The organism is Moritella sp. PE36 (genome assembly GCF_000170855.1).
Classification (GTDB): Bacteria; Pseudomonadota; Gammaproteobacteria; order Enterobacterales; family Moritellaceae; genus Moritella.
Map to the genome: position 1 here is coordinate 23,209 of NZ_ABCQ01000006.1, position 15,991 is coordinate 39,199.

14 protein-coding genes are annotated in these 15,991 nt (G+C 39.9%); 6 read left to right on the plus strand and 8 right to left on the minus strand.

Annotated features, from left to right (window positions below; genetic code table 11):
• Positions 1–39 precede the first annotated feature (39 nt).
• Positions 40–753 (minus strand): phospholipase D family protein, encoded by a 714-nt coding sequence (locus tag PE36_RS05700; RefSeq protein WP_006031011.1) that lies wholly within the window; start codon positions 751–753, stop codon positions 40–42.
• Positions 754–1,527: 774 nt separating this feature from the next.
• Here PE36_RS05700 and PE36_RS05705 point away from each other — a divergent pair.
• The 6 genes from PE36_RS05705 (at position 1,528) to PE36_RS05735 (ending at position 6,630) form a co-directional block, all read left to right on the plus strand.
• Positions 1,528–1,890: a helix-turn-helix transcriptional regulator gene (locus PE36_RS05705; RefSeq protein WP_052298057.1), complete on the plus strand. Its 363-nt coding sequence runs from the start codon at positions 1,528–1,530 to the stop codon at positions 1,888–1,890.
• A 441-nt stretch (positions 1,891–2,331) separates the two neighbouring features.
• Positions 2,332–2,793 (plus strand): hypothetical protein, encoded by a 462-nt coding sequence (locus PE36_RS05715; RefSeq protein WP_006031014.1) that lies wholly within the window; start codon positions 2,332–2,334, stop codon positions 2,791–2,793.
• Complete coding sequence (locus PE36_RS05720) at positions 2,783–3,292, plus strand: hypothetical protein (protein WP_006031015.1); 510 nt, start codon at positions 2,783–2,785, stop codon at positions 3,290–3,292. The genes PE36_RS05715 and PE36_RS05720 overlap by 11 nt, the downstream gene beginning before the upstream one ends.
• A 123-nt stretch (positions 3,293–3,415) precedes the next feature.
• Entirely contained in the window at positions 3,416–3,757 is a 342-nt protein-coding gene (locus PE36_RS05725) for a hypothetical protein (protein WP_006031016.1), read from the plus strand.
• 1,077 nt (positions 3,758–4,834) lie between these two features.
• Positions 4,835–5,296 carry a DUF2846 domain-containing protein gene (locus PE36_RS05730; RefSeq protein WP_006031018.1) on the plus strand — a complete coding sequence of 154 codons (462 nt, stop codon included), beginning with the start codon at positions 4,835–4,837 and terminating at the stop codon, positions 5,294–5,296.
• Positions 5,297–6,282: 986 nt separating this feature from the next.
• On the plus strand, positions 6,283–6,630 hold the full coding sequence (locus tag PE36_RS05735; RefSeq protein ID WP_006031019.1) for a hypothetical protein: 348 nt from the start codon (positions 6,283–6,285) through the stop codon (positions 6,628–6,630).
• Positions 6,631–6,892: 262 nt separating this feature from the next.
• Here PE36_RS05735 and PE36_RS05740 read toward each other — a convergent pair whose 3' ends face one another.
• The 7 genes from PE36_RS05740 to ubiH all read right to left on the minus strand — a co-directional run bounded on the left by PE36_RS05740 (position 6,893) and on the right by ubiH (position 15,918).
• A complete protein-coding gene (locus PE36_RS05740) occupies positions 6,893–7,360 on the minus strand; it encodes a hypothetical protein (RefSeq protein WP_006031020.1) in 468 nt (155 codons plus the stop codon).
• A 403-nt stretch (positions 7,361–7,763) separates the two neighbouring features.
• On the minus strand, positions 7,764–8,096 hold the full coding sequence (locus PE36_RS05745; RefSeq protein WP_043994024.1) for a hypothetical protein: 333 nt from the start codon (positions 8,094–8,096) through the stop codon (positions 7,764–7,766).
• A gap of 216 nt (positions 8,097–8,312) precedes the next feature.
• Positions 8,313–11,219, minus strand: coding sequence for an aminomethyl-transferring glycine dehydrogenase (gene gcvP / locus PE36_RS05750; RefSeq protein ID WP_006031021.1), 2,907 nt, complete (start codon positions 11,217–11,219; stop codon positions 8,313–8,315).
• A 70-nt stretch (positions 11,220–11,289) separates the two neighbouring features.
• Positions 11,290–11,676 (minus strand): glycine cleavage system protein GcvH, encoded by a 387-nt coding sequence (gene gcvH / locus PE36_RS05755; protein ID WP_006031022.1) that lies wholly within the window; start codon positions 11,674–11,676, stop codon positions 11,290–11,292.
• Between the two features lie 216 nt (positions 11,677–11,892).
• Entirely contained in the window at positions 11,893–12,987 is a 1,095-nt protein-coding gene (gene gcvT, locus PE36_RS05760) for a glycine cleavage system aminomethyltransferase GcvT (RefSeq protein ID WP_006031023.1), read from the minus strand.
• Between the two features lie 440 nt (positions 12,988–13,427).
• Positions 13,428–14,645 (minus strand): FAD-dependent 2-octaprenylphenol hydroxylase, encoded by a 1,218-nt coding sequence (locus tag PE36_RS05765; RefSeq protein ID WP_006031024.1) that lies wholly within the window; start codon positions 14,643–14,645, stop codon positions 13,428–13,430.
• Between the two features lie 67 nt (positions 14,646–14,712).
• Complete coding sequence (gene ubiH / locus PE36_RS05770) at positions 14,713–15,918, minus strand: 2-octaprenyl-6-methoxyphenyl hydroxylase (protein ID WP_006031025.1); 1,206 nt, start codon at positions 15,916–15,918, stop codon at positions 14,713–14,715.
• Positions 15,919–15,991 lie beyond the last annotated feature (73 nt).

Consider the following 15,991-nt stretch of genomic DNA (forward strand, 5'->3'; position numbering starts at 1 on the left):
TAAATAAAAGACTTAGCAAGGTATCCATATGACTTAAACCTAAGTGTTAACAACTGTATTTTCAGACCACATGAAATAGGCACCAAAACGCTTACTATATTTGAACTCACCACCAGCATTCTTACCTTTATCTGTAAGTGAGTGCTTATCATCAACCAAAGATAAATAACCTACAGAAGTTAATTGATCTATTAAATCGGATGTTTTAAGTCCTAACTTCTTAGCTAGTTTTGATGATGTTAATTTTGCTACATCAGTCCCGCTAATATTTTCGCGGAGCTCAATGTCTGGTGATTCTTGAGGATAAATTTTTTCTAGTGAAATTCGAACTTCATCACTAATACGGATGATACGTTGAGCCTCTTCATAGGCATCCTTATACATTTCTGTATCTTCATTACGAGAAACATGTATACCCATTTCATTATTATTCACTTGGCTAAATTCATACAAATTGAGGCTTGTGATAATGCATGATTCTTCGTTGAGGTAGCACTTTGCATGTAGGTTTTTACAAAAGCTAGTTCTAATAAAAGTGAGTTCCTTTAACCAATTAATTTCATTTGGCTGTAACTCGCTTTTACCATATACAATACGAACATCTATCTTTAATCGATTCTTATCTTCCAATAACTCCTTGATGCGATCATTTAGCTTTAGATATGGACTAATCAAAACCAAGCGCTCAGAGGCCCCCTTGATTAATTCTTCAAGATAATAATTAGTCGCGCTTGTATTTAGAAATTTAGCCATTTTATTTAAAATCCTTCTCAATAAAAAACGTAGTAATAATATAAAGTTAACATGTGAAGAATCTTAAAACAATGACATAGAAAGGTTTCTATATCGAGAAACAAGCCTTGTGTAAAACACTTTAATGAACATTTAAAATAAGGATTTAAATTGGCATTAATTCGAAAGGCATATTCACCAACACATTGTAAAATCATCAGATACAGCGACGCAAGTTAAGCCGAAGCTAAAAGAGAAAACGTCTGTAATTTTTACTAAAAAAATCACGTTAGAATCAATTGAAACTAAAGCACTAGCAACTGCTGAAACATAATAATACTTTAACTTTTGTGGTTAATTGAATTGAGCCTCCTTATTTGGAGGCTTTTTTGATCTTGGGATCCCCGCTGAAGATGATCCTAAGCCTTACCAAATTATCTATTTTGAAAACCTGTTCGCTTAGCAATGAAACGTCGAAAGATTTCACAAACTCTCCTAGCCGAAAGAACCGGACCATATCTACCCACTCTACGGAATATACAGCAAGGATAACCCTCTATTTCTATTGGCCATTACTTAGTCGTACTATCGACTTTAGGACTTGGGGCTGATTTATCTAACGTCGCTTTAATCTATTTTTGATAGACATAGAACGCATAAATTACATTACCTAGCACTTCATGAGTTGTATAATACTCATTAATAGCCTAATATTTTATTAATTGAGTAATATACTACACAACAATGTCTGAGCGATTAACACTACAGATAATCAGTGGCATGGGGGCTACTAGCATGAGCGCAACAGAAGTTAAAAAGACGAACTCAGCAGGTAGAAATGCAATCGTAAGCAAGCGCATTAACTTATCCCGAGAAGAGCGTGAAGCCTTAGTGATTGAAGTGACGGTTAATATGTTAAAAAGCACCATGACCAAAGGTGAAGCATTAAAATACCTAAGGTTAAACCTATTTTCAGTGAACCAAGCCGACTATGCCAAAATGGTTGGTATCTGTCGTAAAGTGCTCTCTGAAATAGAAAACGGAAAAGGCAATTATACCGAAGCCATTTTACAAAAAGCATTCCGTCCTTTGGGTATGGTCGTTACTGTGATGCCAAGAAATTTGGCTATTCTGGATAAGGCGCGATCGGCTTGTTAACGCCAAACATAGTTCAAAAAAAGCCTGTTATCTACACAGTAACGAAACGATACTGGCTAGGCTTATGATGCTGGTGAAAGCGAATGCTACCAGCTGAGCTAAGTCGTTTAGTTCGCTGCTTGAAGGGCTGTAAGATATACCCCCCAGTTCTCTTGCCTAGAGAAATAAATCACGTAATCGGTATTTTTAAAAAAAGTTGGCATCACCCCATTTACTTTCCACAACATGGGATTCATCATGAGATTCCACCGTTTTGACTTGGATCCGGTAAAATTATTACCGTCACTTACCAGTAGATCGGTTTTCATGTCATGGTCAATGATAGGAGAAAATACTTTCCAACATAACAGGTATAAATGTCATACTTTTTTAATCCATAGCTTAAATTTAAAAATGCTAAGGTTGATCTCATATTTGTATTATTTGAGCCAAGGATCAAAGATGACAAGAGTATGTCCGACAATAATCGATTTAAAATTTGACGAAGAGAGTATCAAAGGGCTTGAACGTATAGCTGAACTTCAAAACTCCTCAAAATTAGGGACGTCGTTCATTGGCATAGGCCAATTATTAAGTATTGTTGGTGGTTTATTTGTGCCAAGCTCATCAGCAGGAACAGCAAAAATTGTCACCGGAAGAATAGCCAGCGCAACCTCAAATAAAGTAGCTGATATATTAGACTCCTCATTTAAAGCAATCAGTTCTGATATGGGTCAAACATCATACGCTGTACATACTTCAAACTGGGAGATATTTTTTGATGCCATGGGTGGTTTTGATAAAATCTCATTATCACTAATTGAAAGAGAAGCGATGGAACAGGCTATGAAACATTCGAGTAACCCAAAACAATATCAATTCTGGAATGCTCTGCAAGCGGGGTGTAAACCAAATGCCAAGTAAATATTTATTTTTATGTTTGATGCCGTCTTTATGTTTCGCCAACATGTCTGCTGAAGCAGAATATGGAGTATCAGTCTTGGACGCACAATATAACTTAGCCGAAGCTAAAGTCGATATATGCAAACAACATGAAACAAAAGCCCAGTTCACCCAAGCAGAAAAAGACGCCCTTAAAGTGATACCAAAAGAGCACAGTATTGCTGTCGCTTATTTAGCTAAACAGGCTTGGGAAGTATGCATGCAACCTGAACTTTCTGAAGTAGCTGCATCACTATTAGTTCTACAAGAGCTCAATGAAAAAGAACAGTCTCAGCAACTCGCGGTTAAAATTAATGCCGTACGCAACATCCTGTTTGGCGGAGGAAAACTGGTGAAAGAAATGCAATACAACGCCCTGCCAGCAGAAACTAAGAAAATTCTAAATAGCATTAGTACATTCCAACAACCTTTTGATGCGATAGCATTATTTGAAGACGTTTGGGGGGCACCAAGCTATTAATGAAATTTATTATTCTAGGGATCACTTTTTTATTATTAGGTTGTACAAATTCATCAACACAAAATACGTCTAGTCTAAAGGACGTCATGGCTTATGGAGTTATAACAGAACTAAACAACCAAGATGAAAACATCTATCACTGCTGGTTTTGGTGTTTATGGCACTATCCTTGATGAAGCATCAAAATCATCAGATAAAGCAACGCAACTTTTTGAATCTCTGGTTGAGCGCGGTACGCAAGTAGAGCCTAAGCTAAAAGAGAAAGCGTCTGCAATCTTTGCTAAAAAAATCACGTTAGAATCAATTGAAACTAAAGCACAAAGTATCACTAGCCGTTTTACGGGTGTTCAAAGTTCAAAACTAAGTGAATTAGAAAGCAAAATTGACCTACTTACTACGATGGTTAGCGAACTAAAAACGACACCTAAAAAAGTAACTAAAGCACTAGCAACTGCTGAAGCATAATAATACTTTAACTGTCGTAGTTAATTGAAATGAGCCTCCTTATTTGGAGGCTTTTTTGATCTTGGGATAAAGTCAGCTAAATATGGAATTTATGCACAGTGGCTACTTTGGTATTGCCTTCAGCAAATTCAATTACTTCCATTAAACCTTGTTGAATACGCTCAAATGCACCACTAATTTTTAGTTATTCATATATTCAAAGCAATTACGTCATCTTAGCCGATTATAAAAGTAATTTATAAAGATAATAAAGATAATAAAGATTCTAGTTAGATTAATGCTGAAATGGATACTCACCAAAATAGTGCAAAATAATCTTGGTGATATTAGGTGTATTTGAGGGATTAAACTGTAGAAAATACAGCTCTAACATGACATTTTAATCGAATGCTGCTTTATGTTCTTTGTGTGGCTGCGCATTATCACCTTTATGTTCAATAGGCCGCACAGAGACGATTTTAGCCCTAGATCTAAAAAAACTCCCATTAGGAGGTCCAATTAACTAGCCAACTACAAAAAAAGCGTACCAAATACAAATGAGATCCATTATCATCAAGAGCAATTCAGGGACTCCGATTAACTTTTGTAGGATAAGAATGATATGTTGCAATGATAGGCGAGTAGAAAAAGTAAAGCGAAGCTGGCTTCAAAAATTATTTTATATAAGTATTTTTAAATGTAGCAATTGTGGTCACATAGTTAAATTGAAGAATAATTAATATTATCTAAAATACTCTCACTACGCATAACGTGCGTTATGTAAGATCAGGTCAGAATAATGGTTCGCTACGTGAAATATAGCGAACTAACTCCCAGCATGTGTTATTCCAGGCACGTAGCTTCACCTTCAATACCTGATTTAGTTATCCACCGTTTTTGTGAGTAACCGGTGCACAACAAACATGCCTGACAATTCAGTTTTAATAGCTGAAGTCGCTTTGCGCGTTATCACCTTTATTTTCAATAGACCGCATATCGACGATTTTATCGTTAGATCAAGAACGCCTCCTATTAGGAGTCCATTACATCATTACACGAGAGCATGTTTAGCCCTCTAAAATTTCAAAAGAGAAATTAATGAAAAAAGTGTTATTAGCAACAGTCGTTACAGCAATGTTTTTATCGGGCTGCGCTTCAGTGCCGATGGAATCAAATGAGAATACTAGAGCTGCAAAAAGCTTTGATGCTCCTTCTTTAAATCACTCAGTTATTTACGTATATCGAAAAGATGCGTTTGTAGGATCAGTGTTAAAAAAAGATATTTTAATTGATGATGAGTGTGTAGGAAGAACTGTGGCAGGAGTGTTTTTCTACCAAGAAGTAGAGGGGAATAAAGCTCATACAATTTCAACTGAATCTGAATTTTCTAACAATGAAGTGACTATAAATGCTGAGAGTGGAGAGCTTTACTTTTTAGAGCAATATATAAAAATGGGAGTGTTTGTCGGTGGTGCAGGATTAAAACAAGTGGATAAGACTGCTGGTAAAAGAGAAGTTTTAAAGCTTCATTTGGCTAAAAAAAGCAGCTGTGGATCTTAGTGTAAGAATTAGACTTGCATAATATACAAGTTAATTAAAGGTCTTTAACCCCACTACGCATAACGCATGTTATGTAAGATTCAGAACAAGATTGTGGTTCGCTACGTGAAATCTAGCGAACTAACATATGACATTGGTGATGGCTGGATGCATGCATAGTTTTTAATATTCAATGTGGTAATGAAATGTAAGTCGCACCGTAGATTTATTTAATAGGGTTAGTACACTTTGTTTAAAAAAAATAATAATTACGGTCATTCAAAAGATCTTAGAATTTACGATAAGATGCTGAATACATATAACAAATACGGGTATCTATCATTAGATAAAGTCGCAGAGTGGAACCCGCTATTTTCAAAACAAAAATGTACTCGTTTTACGTTTAAAAAATCATCTAAATTCATATTTAAAGATTGCCATGATCCATCATGATTCTTTATGAAGAGCGACCATCAAATATCCCAATGAGATGTAAGCTTTAGCTGCGCAACCTCACTGTTCGTGTCGCCAAGATTGATAAATCACATCAATCCCGACACTCTCAGTGAGCCATTTTTAGTGTGTTAGCAGGGACGTTAAAATTACCCCTATTGCCCTGCCCCAAATTCCGTGAATACTTAACTAACGTCTATCAAACTCCCAATGAGAAATATCACCAAGTGTTGCATGTTTCACTTCTGCGTGTTTTCACCTTTATGTTCAATAGGCCGCACAGGGACGATTTAGCCCCTAAATAAAAAATGATTAAAGATTAAAGATTAAGGATTAAGGATTAAGGATTAAGGATTAAGGATTAAGGATTAAGGATTAAGGATTAAGTTTATATAATTTTTAATGAGCAAATATGAAATTAATCATTTAAATTTCAGATTGATACTACAATTGACCACGCCGTCAATAAAACCCTTTAAAATCAACAGCTTTACATTATCACACAATAGATTCAAACTGTTTTTAACGATTTGAAATTAAGGGGGGTTTATACCATGGTTAATTATTTATATAGGGGCGTGTCAATCATTGACGATAAAAATAACGATGGAAAAATATTACCTAAAGGAGAATGTTCATCTGCGCCAGTTTACTTTGGTCAAGAAGGCGTTTGTTTTGGTGGGGGTTATACTTTCGGTAGTTCAGAAGGGAATGCAGTTAGAGCACACCAATTCGATAGTGACATAAATCATTATTGCTATATCTCAACCACTAAGTGTAAAGATGTTGCCATACGGTTTGCAACTACTGGTAATTTAGCTAATGGGTACGTTTATACACTTGATCCAAGTTTATTCTCTGAACATGGAATAGTAACTAATGAGTTAGTTTACGCGAGTTAACTTGAGCTAATGTCTACTACGCATAACGCATGTTATGTAATATAGCATCCGGTGATGCTTCGCCAAGCGAGAGAATCACCAATTATTTCTGGGTCTAGAAACCCTTATCTCGGGGTTGCAGTCCCCTTTGCCTCTAGCTGGCAAAGGGGATAATAATCAGATACCTAAAGCGCATCAAAAGAAAAGTAATGGCGGCAACATGGCGGCATAAACATCATTAGTTGTGAGGCCTAAAAATATAAAATAGAGCCTTGAAATAAATTTATTTACTAGATATTTCTTTATCTAATTCTTTTTCTCCAATCAATCTTCCCATTTCTTTCCTGAATTTACCTTGGTGCTTACTCGAAAAATACAACGCCACAATCCCAATGATGCATGTGAATACTGAAATATAAAGTAGCATTAACAAGAAACCTAAAACTAAACATATTGAGCCAATCAATTGAGGGTGCTTTAAAGAGTCTTCAGAAACGAGTACGTGCCCAATGTGTATACTTTTCACTTGATGCAACACATGATATTTTGAAATTACAATTTGCAAGAATGCAGCTGAAGAAACTGTAAAAAGACAAGATGATATAATTACTAATAAAGAATCACTAGGAAGAGTTACCAGGCGAAGTAAACAAGTAAAACTAAATGCCGCTAATCCGGCATGCATTGCTTGTGAAATTTTCTCTTTTTCAACCAACTCCGATTGAAGTTCCTCTAGATTCTGCTTTTCCATTTTAATTCTCCTAAATGCTTATGTCGGTATCACGCGATGTCCCCAAAAAATCTATTTGGAGAAATTTCATGTCCTGTCATTTATTAAATAATAAAAATATACAACTGATTCTATTAGCATTTTAATTTGGGGCAAGTAAAAAATGACTGTTTAATAACAAACTGAGAAATAAACAAATAACACTGTATAAAATTTTAATTTCTGATTAAAAACGGCGGCAGAATGGCGACGTTAAATAGATAGAATAAGTAGCTTATTGGATAATACGAGTCTGCTTATATTTACAATGGCTAACTGGGTTTCAACTCCCCCCCGCCCCTAATATCATTTCCAATCCAATAAAAAAGCGAGTTCCGCTTTCGCAGAACTCGCTCTTATCACTTCAAGCTTAATGTGCTTCTAATTAAGGGTCAACACAAGACAATAAGTAGGTCGTCGCAGTGATAGGTACACCGTCATTTGAACGTGGGATATGTGACAACTTAGCGTCAATCACTTGGCAACCTTGATTCTCTAGAGAGATAATGCAAGGAGCGCATGTATCTAAAAATGCTTTACAATGCCCCATATCGAAAGTATCAGGGACTGATATAATGGATAAGGTGTCACCATTCCCAGCTGCACATGTCACTATCGATTCAGGACTGTTTTTTTTGTGTGATTTATTATTTGCAGATAAGTCTGAAACCGCCAACGGTAGGCAGGCTATTAGCGTTAAAATAGCGATCTTATTCATGGGAATTCTCTTTAATATTCGTCATGCTGATCACTTGATTTTAGTCGAATAAGGAATAACCCCCTAGTTTTCATTTCATTTAAAAATCACACTAAAGCAGCGTTAACGAACCATAGAAAACATGATTTCAGCCAACAAAAAAGCGAGCCCTACTTTCGCAGGACTCGCTCTTATCACTTCATGTTTTAACGCTGTTACACGCTAAATTCACCAAAATTAGTCGTTATACGCTTCAATTGGAGGACATGAGCAGAATAAGTTACGGTCGCCATACACATCATCGATGCGGTTTACTGTAGGCCAGAACTTGTCTTTCTTCACGTAAGGTGCAGGGTAAACCGCAGTTTCACGGTCATAAGCACGATCCCAGTTAGCGTCAACAATATCAGCCAGTGTGTGTGGTGCGTTATGAAGTGGGCTTTGTTCTGCAGTCCACTCACCCGATTCAACTTTCGCAATCTCAGCACGAATGCTGGTCATTGCTTCGATGAAGCGATCTAATTCCGCTTTAGATTCTGATTCAGTTGGCTCAATCATCAGCGTACCCGCTACTGGGAAGCTCATTGTTGGCGCGTGGAAACCATAATCCATTAGACGTTTAGCCACATCAGACTCGGTGATACCCGTAATTTCTTTAAGTGGGCGTAAATCAATGATGCACTCGTGGGCAACACGATCATTACGGCCTTTATAAAGCACTGGGAACAGTGGGTCTAAGTTTTGAGCTAGGTAGTTAGCATTTAAGATAGCTGTCTGTGTAGACGCTTTCAGACCTGCTGTACCTAACATGTTGATGTACATCCACGTAATAGGTAAGATGCTTGCGCTACCGAACGGTGCAGCAGATACCGCACCGTTGTGACGGCTTTCTTTACCAGTGTCAGCAACCGCGTGACCAGCAACAAAGGGTGCAAGGTGTGCTTTAACGCCGATAGGACCCATACCTGGACCACCGCCACCGTGTGGGATAGCGAATGTTTTGTGTAAGTTAAGGTGAGAAACATCAGAACCCATAGAGCCCGGAGATGTTAATGCTACCTGTGCATTCATGTTCGCGCCGTCCATATAAACTTGGCCGCCATTGTCATGAATGATCTGACAGATTTCTTTAATCGTTTCTTCGTATACACCGTGTGTCGATGGGTACGTGATCATGATGCAAGAAAGGTTGTCTTTCAGCTCAATCGCTTTAGCACGTAAGTCTTCAACGTCAACGTTACCGTTTTCATCACACTTAGTTACTACAACTTTCAGACCCGCCATTTGCGCTGATGCAGGGTTAGTACCGTGCGCAGAGCTAGGGATCAGACAGATGTTACGGTGAGATTCGCCTTTCGACTCATGGTATTTGTGAATTGCTAGTAGACCAGCGTATTCACCTTGAGCACCCGAGTTAGGTTGCATACAAATTGAATCGTAACCTGTGATGCTAATTAACCAGTCTTCTAACAGGTCAATCATCACTTTATAACCAACAGCTTGATCTGCAGGACAGAACGGGTGCATGTTGCTAAATTCAGGCCAGGTTACTGGGATCATTTCGGCAACTGCATTCAGTTTCATGGTACAAGAACCTAATGAAATCATTGAATGGTTAAGGGCTAAATCTTTATTTTCCAGTGATTTAATATAACGCATCATTTCTGTTTCAGAATGGTGAGTATTAAATACTGGGTGAGTTAGGAATGCAGATTCACGCTCAAGTTCAGCGGGGATAGACGTGCTACCGGTTGCTGCTAGTTCAGCTTCTAGTGCATCAATCGAGATACCGTGGTCATCGCCCAGTAGTACGTCGAATAATGTTGCTAGATCTGCTTGCGTGATCGTTTCATCGATGCTGATACCCACTTGATGTTCAGCGTCAAGACGGAAGTTAATGCCCGCTGCTAATGCGCGCGTAACAACTTTCTCTTTGTTATCCAGCAACTCGTTGTCTAGTTTAACTGTGATGGTATCGAACCACGTATTGTTGACTAGGCTTAGACCGCCTTTAACAACACCCGCTGCTAATAAATCAGTGAAACGGTGTACACGCTTAGCAATATCTTTCAGGCCTTCTGGACCGTGATACGTTGCGTAGAAACCAGCCATGTTCGCTAGTAATACCTGTGCAGTACAAATGTTTGAGTTCGCTTTTTCGCGGCGGATGTGTTGCTCGCGCGTTTGCATTGCCATACGTAGTGCAGGTTTACCATGGGTGTCTTTAGAAACACCAATGATACGACCCGGCATAGAACGTTTATGTTTGTCACAAGTTGCGAAGAATGCCGCATGTGGACCGCCATAACCCATTGGTACACCAAAGCGTTGTGAACTACCAAATGCCATGTCAGCACCCAGTTCAGCCGGTGATTTAACGCGTGTTAGAGCCAGTAGATCAGAACCAACTGCAACCACACCTTTTTTCGCTTGGATTGCCGCAATGATGCCGCTAATGTCAGTCAGTTCGCCGTTCGTGCCAGGATACTGTAGTACCGCACCAAACAAGTCATGCTCAGGCGCTGTTTCTGCAGGGCCTTGAATAATAGTGAAACCGAAGTGCTCCGCACGTTCGATCATCACGTCAGCTACTTGTGGGTGTACGCTGTCGGCGATAAAGAAGTTATCACATTTTTTGTTTTTAGAAACACGCTTACACATTGCCATTGCTTCAGCTGCTGCTGTTGCTTCGTCAAGTAATGATGCGCTTGCTAAGTCCATGCCGGTTAGATCACACGTCATGGTTTGGAAGTTTAGTAATGCTTCTAAACGACCTTGAGCAATTTCTGGTTGGTAAGGCGTATATGCCGTGTACCAGCCTGGATTTTCGAATACGTTACGTAGGATAACATTCGGCACGTTGGTACCGTAATAGCCCATACCAATGTAGCTTTTATTTACTGTGTTCTTTGCTGCGATGGCTTTTAATTCTTGCAGTGCGGCAACTTCAGATAACTGATGGCCAGCAACAATATCTTCTGCCAATAGGATTGAGCTTGGTACTGTTTGTTGAATAAGGTCTTCTAAAGAGTCTGCGCCAACTTTCGTTAACATGGCTTTAGTTTCTGCTTCGCAAGGGCCGATGTGGCGACGGGCGAAATTATCAATCTGCTCTAACTGGGCAAGTGGGGTATGGGTTTTCATGCAATTCCCTGTATTTTTACTATTACAAATTAAAAAAAACCCCGAGGCTAGCTCAGGGTTTCAACAACAATTAGTCTTCGATTGACTCAGCATAACCAGCCGCGTCAAGTAGCGCTGCGAGTTCGCTTTCGTCAGACGCTTTAACGCGGAACAACCAGCCTTCGCCGAATGCATCCGAGTTTACTAACTCTGGCGAGTCTTCTAATTCTTCATTGATTGCGACAACTTCACCACTGATTGGTGCGTAGATGTCTGATGCCGCTTTAACAGATTCGCCTACTGCGCAATCTTCGCCAGCAGTGATTTCATCACCTACGTCTGGTAAATCAATGAATACCATGTCACCTAAAAGGCCTTGCGCATGGTCAGAAATACCGACAGTGTAAGTACCGTCACCTTCGTTACGAACCCATTCGTGTGAAGATGCATATTTTAATTCAGCTGGGATATTACTCATTGTTGAAACTTCCTTTTGTCTTTTACTTAAATGATTATGTTTTAATTTGGTAACGCTGTAGACACTGAACTGCGATTTCTACCAACAGAATGATTGCTGTTCCTTTTAATGGAACTTATGCAATCCCTTATAAATAGCACTGATACAATTTCTTATAAAAGAAAAAGCTGCAATTCAGCTGACGTAATACAATTTTCAGTTAAATCAAACGTAGCACTAAACTAGTTTTTTACCATTACGAACGAACGCGGGTTTAGTTACTGCGACAGTAACAAGCTTTTTACGCATTTCAACTTCAGCCGTTTCACCGATTGATGCTGGTACGCGTGCAAATGCAATACTAAAACCCAGTGTTGGTGAGAAGCTACCACTGGTGATAACGCCTTCACATGCTTCGCCTGCTGCGTTAGTGAATACGACTTTTTGACCAGTTCGTAATACACCTTTCGCTTCAAGTACTAAACCAACAAGCTTGTCAGTACCTTCTGCTTTTTGAGCAGTTAGCGCTGCGCGACCGATAAAGTCACGATCTTGTGGTTCCCAAGCAATTGTCCAGCCCATGTTAGCGGCTAGCGGCGATACAGTTTCATCCATATCTAAACCATAAAGGTTCATGCCGGCTTCTAGACGTAGTGTGTCACGTGCGCCTAGACCTGCTGGTTGTACACCTGCGTCCACAAGTTTCTGCCATAAATCGCAAGCTTGGTCTTGTGGAACAACGATTTCATAACCTGCTTCACCGGTATAACCCGTTGTAGCAATAAACAAACTACCCGATTGAACACCAAAGAATGGCTTCATGCCTTCAACCGCGGCGTTTTGCTCAGCGGTGAATACAGTAGCGGCTTTTTCTTTGGCTTTCGGGCCCTGTACTGCAATCATTGACAGTTCAGGTAATTCAGTCACTTCAACGGCGAATTCTGCAGCTTGTTTGTTTACCCATGCTAAATCTTTAACACGAGTCGCTGAGTTAACCACTAGGCGGTAGTATTCATCATTGAAGAAGTAAACGATAAGGTCATCAATAACCCCACCATCTTGTTGTAACATTCCGGTATATAGAGCTTTACCAGAAACAGTTAATTTTGCCACATCATTGGCAAGTAAATAACGTAAGAACGACTTAGCGTCAGCGCCTTTGATATCAACGATGGTCATGTGTGACACATCGAACATACCCGCATCTTCGCGGACAGCATTATGTTCAGCAATCTGGGAACCGTAATTGATTGGCATATCCCAACCATGAAAGTCCACCATTTTTGCCCCTGCTTCTACGTGCTTCGGGAACAGTACTGTTTGTTGAGCCATTCTATAATTCCTTTAATTGACAGTTATTAATCAAGACTTTGGGATCAAGTAAAATTGCTTTGTTGTTTTTCATGTAAAGCCTATTACATGATAATAATTCGATTATACCCCTAGACAGCATTCGTTAAAAATAATTTAAGGGATAGAAAATCTAATGGTTAAACGAACGACAATGCGAATGAGGCTAACACTATAATAGCTTAAAAAGTTATCTGAGAGGGATAATGACGTTGTTGATCACAAAAAAACTAGGTTGGGCAGTTGATTTTACCAAATATGAGCTATATTAACAATGATTAAGCTGGTAAAAAGTTTGAAATGACAGCCACAAACATTACTATAACTAATGTAAACAGGGTGTTTACATTAGTTATTCTCATTATTCGTGTGATTATACAGCTTGATTAATTACACTATATTAACAATTACCTGTGATCAGCTTAACGTTTATAGTCTGATTTAGCCAGTTCAGGTAACTCACCATCCAAGCCCATGGCACGTTTAATAAAGCTTTGCTTTAGCCCAGGTAATGTATTGGATAAGGTTAAGCCAATATCTCGGAAAATACGTTTCGCCGGATGACCTCCACTAAATAATCGCTTTAAGCCTTCCATGCTTGAGATCATCACTGCCGCTTCGGCTTTACGCCAGCGCTCAAATTTACGCAGATGGGCATGGGTGCCGATATCTTTGTTGGCGAGGTGATTTTCTAATACACACTGCGCCAAACTCGCCGCATCTAACAAACCAAGGTTTACGCCCTGCCCTGCTAATGGATGAATGGTATGCGCCGCATCGCCAATCAATGCCACGCGATCGCTAGCAAAGCTACGGGCATAACGCATTTTAAGTGGGAATGCCTGACGCTGGCCTTCAATTTTACACAGTCCTAAACGACCATCAAAAGCCACGGTCAGTTGTTTGTTGAACTCAGCGTCGTCCATTGCTAACAGTTCGGTGGCTCGATCTGGTGGTAATGACCACACAATTGAACACAGATCCGGTTGCCATAACGGTAAAAACGCGAGTGGGCCTTCTGGATTAAAGATCTGACGCGCGCAAGATTGATGCGGTTCAACAGTGCGGATATTCGCGACGATAGCATGGTGATTATAATCCCAGGTGGTCAGCGGAATATCCACTTGTGAACGCGTCCATGAATTAGCGCCATCGGCACCAACAATCAGTTTCGCATACACGGGTTCTTGATCTTCTAGGGTTAACCAAGCAGCATCATCGCTGCGGGTTAATTTACGAATACGGGTACCGGTTAATAAGGTAATGTTGCTGGCTTTTTCGATTTGTTCTAACAGCGCTAATTGGATCACTTTGTTTTCAACTAAATGACCTAAGGTGTCGGTCATTAGTCCGTCGCCGTCAAATTCGATATGCCCAAAGCCATTACGATCCCAAACTTGCATGGCGTTGTACGCTTGATAACGGCGGCTTTCGATACCAGTCCAGGCATCTAAATTTTGTAATATGTTTTGGCTGGCACGACTCAGTGCACTGACACGTAATTCAGGTAATTCACCTAATTCGCGATCAAATTCATTACCTTCGATAACCACGATCTTAAGGGTGGTTTCCTTTAATGCTGCAGCAAAAGCAAGACCAACCATGCCACCACCAACAACCGCAATATCATAAGATTGCATATAACATCCTAATTCTAATTCTCATTTCTTGAAATAGTTAACATAGTTAAAATAACGCTAAAAGCGCTTAAAATAACTTGAACGCGCCAAGTGCTTGACGTGCTAATGCGCGTTTATATTCTGGTTTATAACCCATGGTATGTAGGGCTAAATTACGACCTGCCACCAGCGGTGCATAATTATTAGCAAACAAAGTTGCTAACGAGGTCGTCATCCAAATCGTGGTTTGGTGATCGCCTTTACGCTTGTGCCAGTAGCCTTTGGTGACGGCTTGATTGCCGACATCTTGGTCGTTTAAAAAGGCTTGTTCAATTTGATAATGTAATACCGCCACGTCACGTAAGCCAAGGTTATAACCTTGACCCGCAATCGGGTGTAATGCATGCGCCGCATTACCAACCACCACACTACGATGTTGGGTTGGCTCAAGCGCTTCGGTTAACAACAGCGGATACGAAAAACGTTGACCGGTTTTGGTGAACTTACCTAAACGATAGCCAAAACGCTGCTGTAAACGCGATAAAAACGCCTCATCACTCAATGCCATGATCGCATCCACTTCATCAGAGCGCACTGACCATACTAACGAACTGCGTTGATCTGTCATTGGTAACAGCGCCAACGGACCGGTGTCAGTAAAACGCTCGTAAGCTTTGCCTTCGTGCAGTTTACTGGTAGTGACATTGGCAATGATCGCTGTTTGTTCAAAATCAGTCACTTCAATTGGTACATTGGTTAACTGGCGTACCATTGAATTGTTACCATCGGCACCGACCAATAATTTGCAGCGTATTTGCTGGCCATCATCGAGGGTTAGGTCGGTATAATTAACTTGACGATCGAGGCTGACTAACTGATTTGGGCAATACCAGTTGATATTGTTAATCTCAGCGAGACCTTGTTGGAATATATGCCCAGCGGTTTGCAGTTCGATCACTTGGCCTAATGCGGGCAAGTTGTATTCGCTGTGATCAAGACGGGTCATACCCCAGTGGCCACGATCAGAAACATGAATGTGTTTGATCGCTGTTGCTGTCGGTGCGATCTTATGCCACAGCTTAAACTGAGTTAAGATCTTCTGTGAACCATAAGATAATGCAATCACACGCGCGTCAAACCCAGGGTGGTTACTGGTCGTTGGCGGATTGGCGTCAATTAACGCTATCGATAATTGACGGCCATCTTGGTGTTGTATTTGGCTTACCGCGTGTGCAAGTGTCGCACCGACCATGCCGGCACCCACAATTGCAATATCATATTCAACCACTGACATTTCGATCCTAACAAGTTATTGGAATTAAAAAACGATGACACTATAACAAAATCGCACAACTACAAACAATACA

Coding starts and splice junctions, on each gene's coding strand:
- PE36_RS05740 (WP_006031020.1), bottom strand. CDS start 7,360: ATGGAAAAGCAGAATCTAGAGGAACTTCAATCGGAGTTGGTTGAAAAA.
- PE36_RS05700 (WP_006031011.1), bottom strand. CDS start 753: ATGGCTAAATTTCTAAATACAAGCGCGACTAATTATTATCTTGAAGAA.
- PE36_RS05745 (WP_043994024.1), bottom strand. CDS start 8,096: ATGAATAAGATCGCTATTTTAACGCTAATAGCCTGCCTACCGTTGGCG.
- gcvP (WP_006031021.1), bottom strand. CDS start 11,219: ATGAAAACCCATACCCCACTTGCCCAGTTAGAGCAGATTGATAATTTC.
- PE36_RS05765 (WP_006031024.1), bottom strand. CDS start 14,645: ATGCAATCTTATGATATTGCGGTTGTTGGTGGTGGCATGGTTGGTCTT.
- PE36_RS05735 (WP_006031019.1), top strand. CDS start 6,283: ATGGTTAATTATTTATATAGGGGCGTGTCAATCATTGACGATAAAAAT.
- PE36_RS05730 (WP_006031018.1), top strand. CDS start 4,835: ATGAAAAAAGTGTTATTAGCAACAGTCGTTACAGCAATGTTTTTATCG.
- PE36_RS05720 (WP_006031015.1), top strand. CDS start 2,783: ATGCCAAGTAAATATTTATTTTTATGTTTGATGCCGTCTTTATGTTTC.
- PE36_RS05715 (WP_006031014.1), top strand. CDS start 2,332: ATGACAAGAGTATGTCCGACAATAATCGATTTAAAATTTGACGAAGAG.
- PE36_RS05725 (WP_006031016.1), top strand. CDS start 3,416: ATGAAAACATCTATCACTGCTGGTTTTGGTGTTTATGGCACTATCCTT.
- PE36_RS05705 (WP_052298057.1), top strand. CDS start 1,528: ATGAGCGCAACAGAAGTTAAAAAGACGAACTCAGCAGGTAGAAATGCA.
- gcvT (WP_006031023.1), bottom strand. CDS start 12,987: ATGGCTCAACAAACAGTACTGTTCCCGAAGCACGTAGAAGCAGGGGCA.
- gcvH (WP_006031022.1), bottom strand. CDS start 11,676: ATGAGTAATATCCCAGCTGAATTAAAATATGCATCTTCACACGAATGG.
- ubiH (WP_006031025.1), bottom strand. CDS start 15,918: ATGTCAGTGGTTGAATATGATATTGCAATTGTGGGTGCCGGCATGGTC.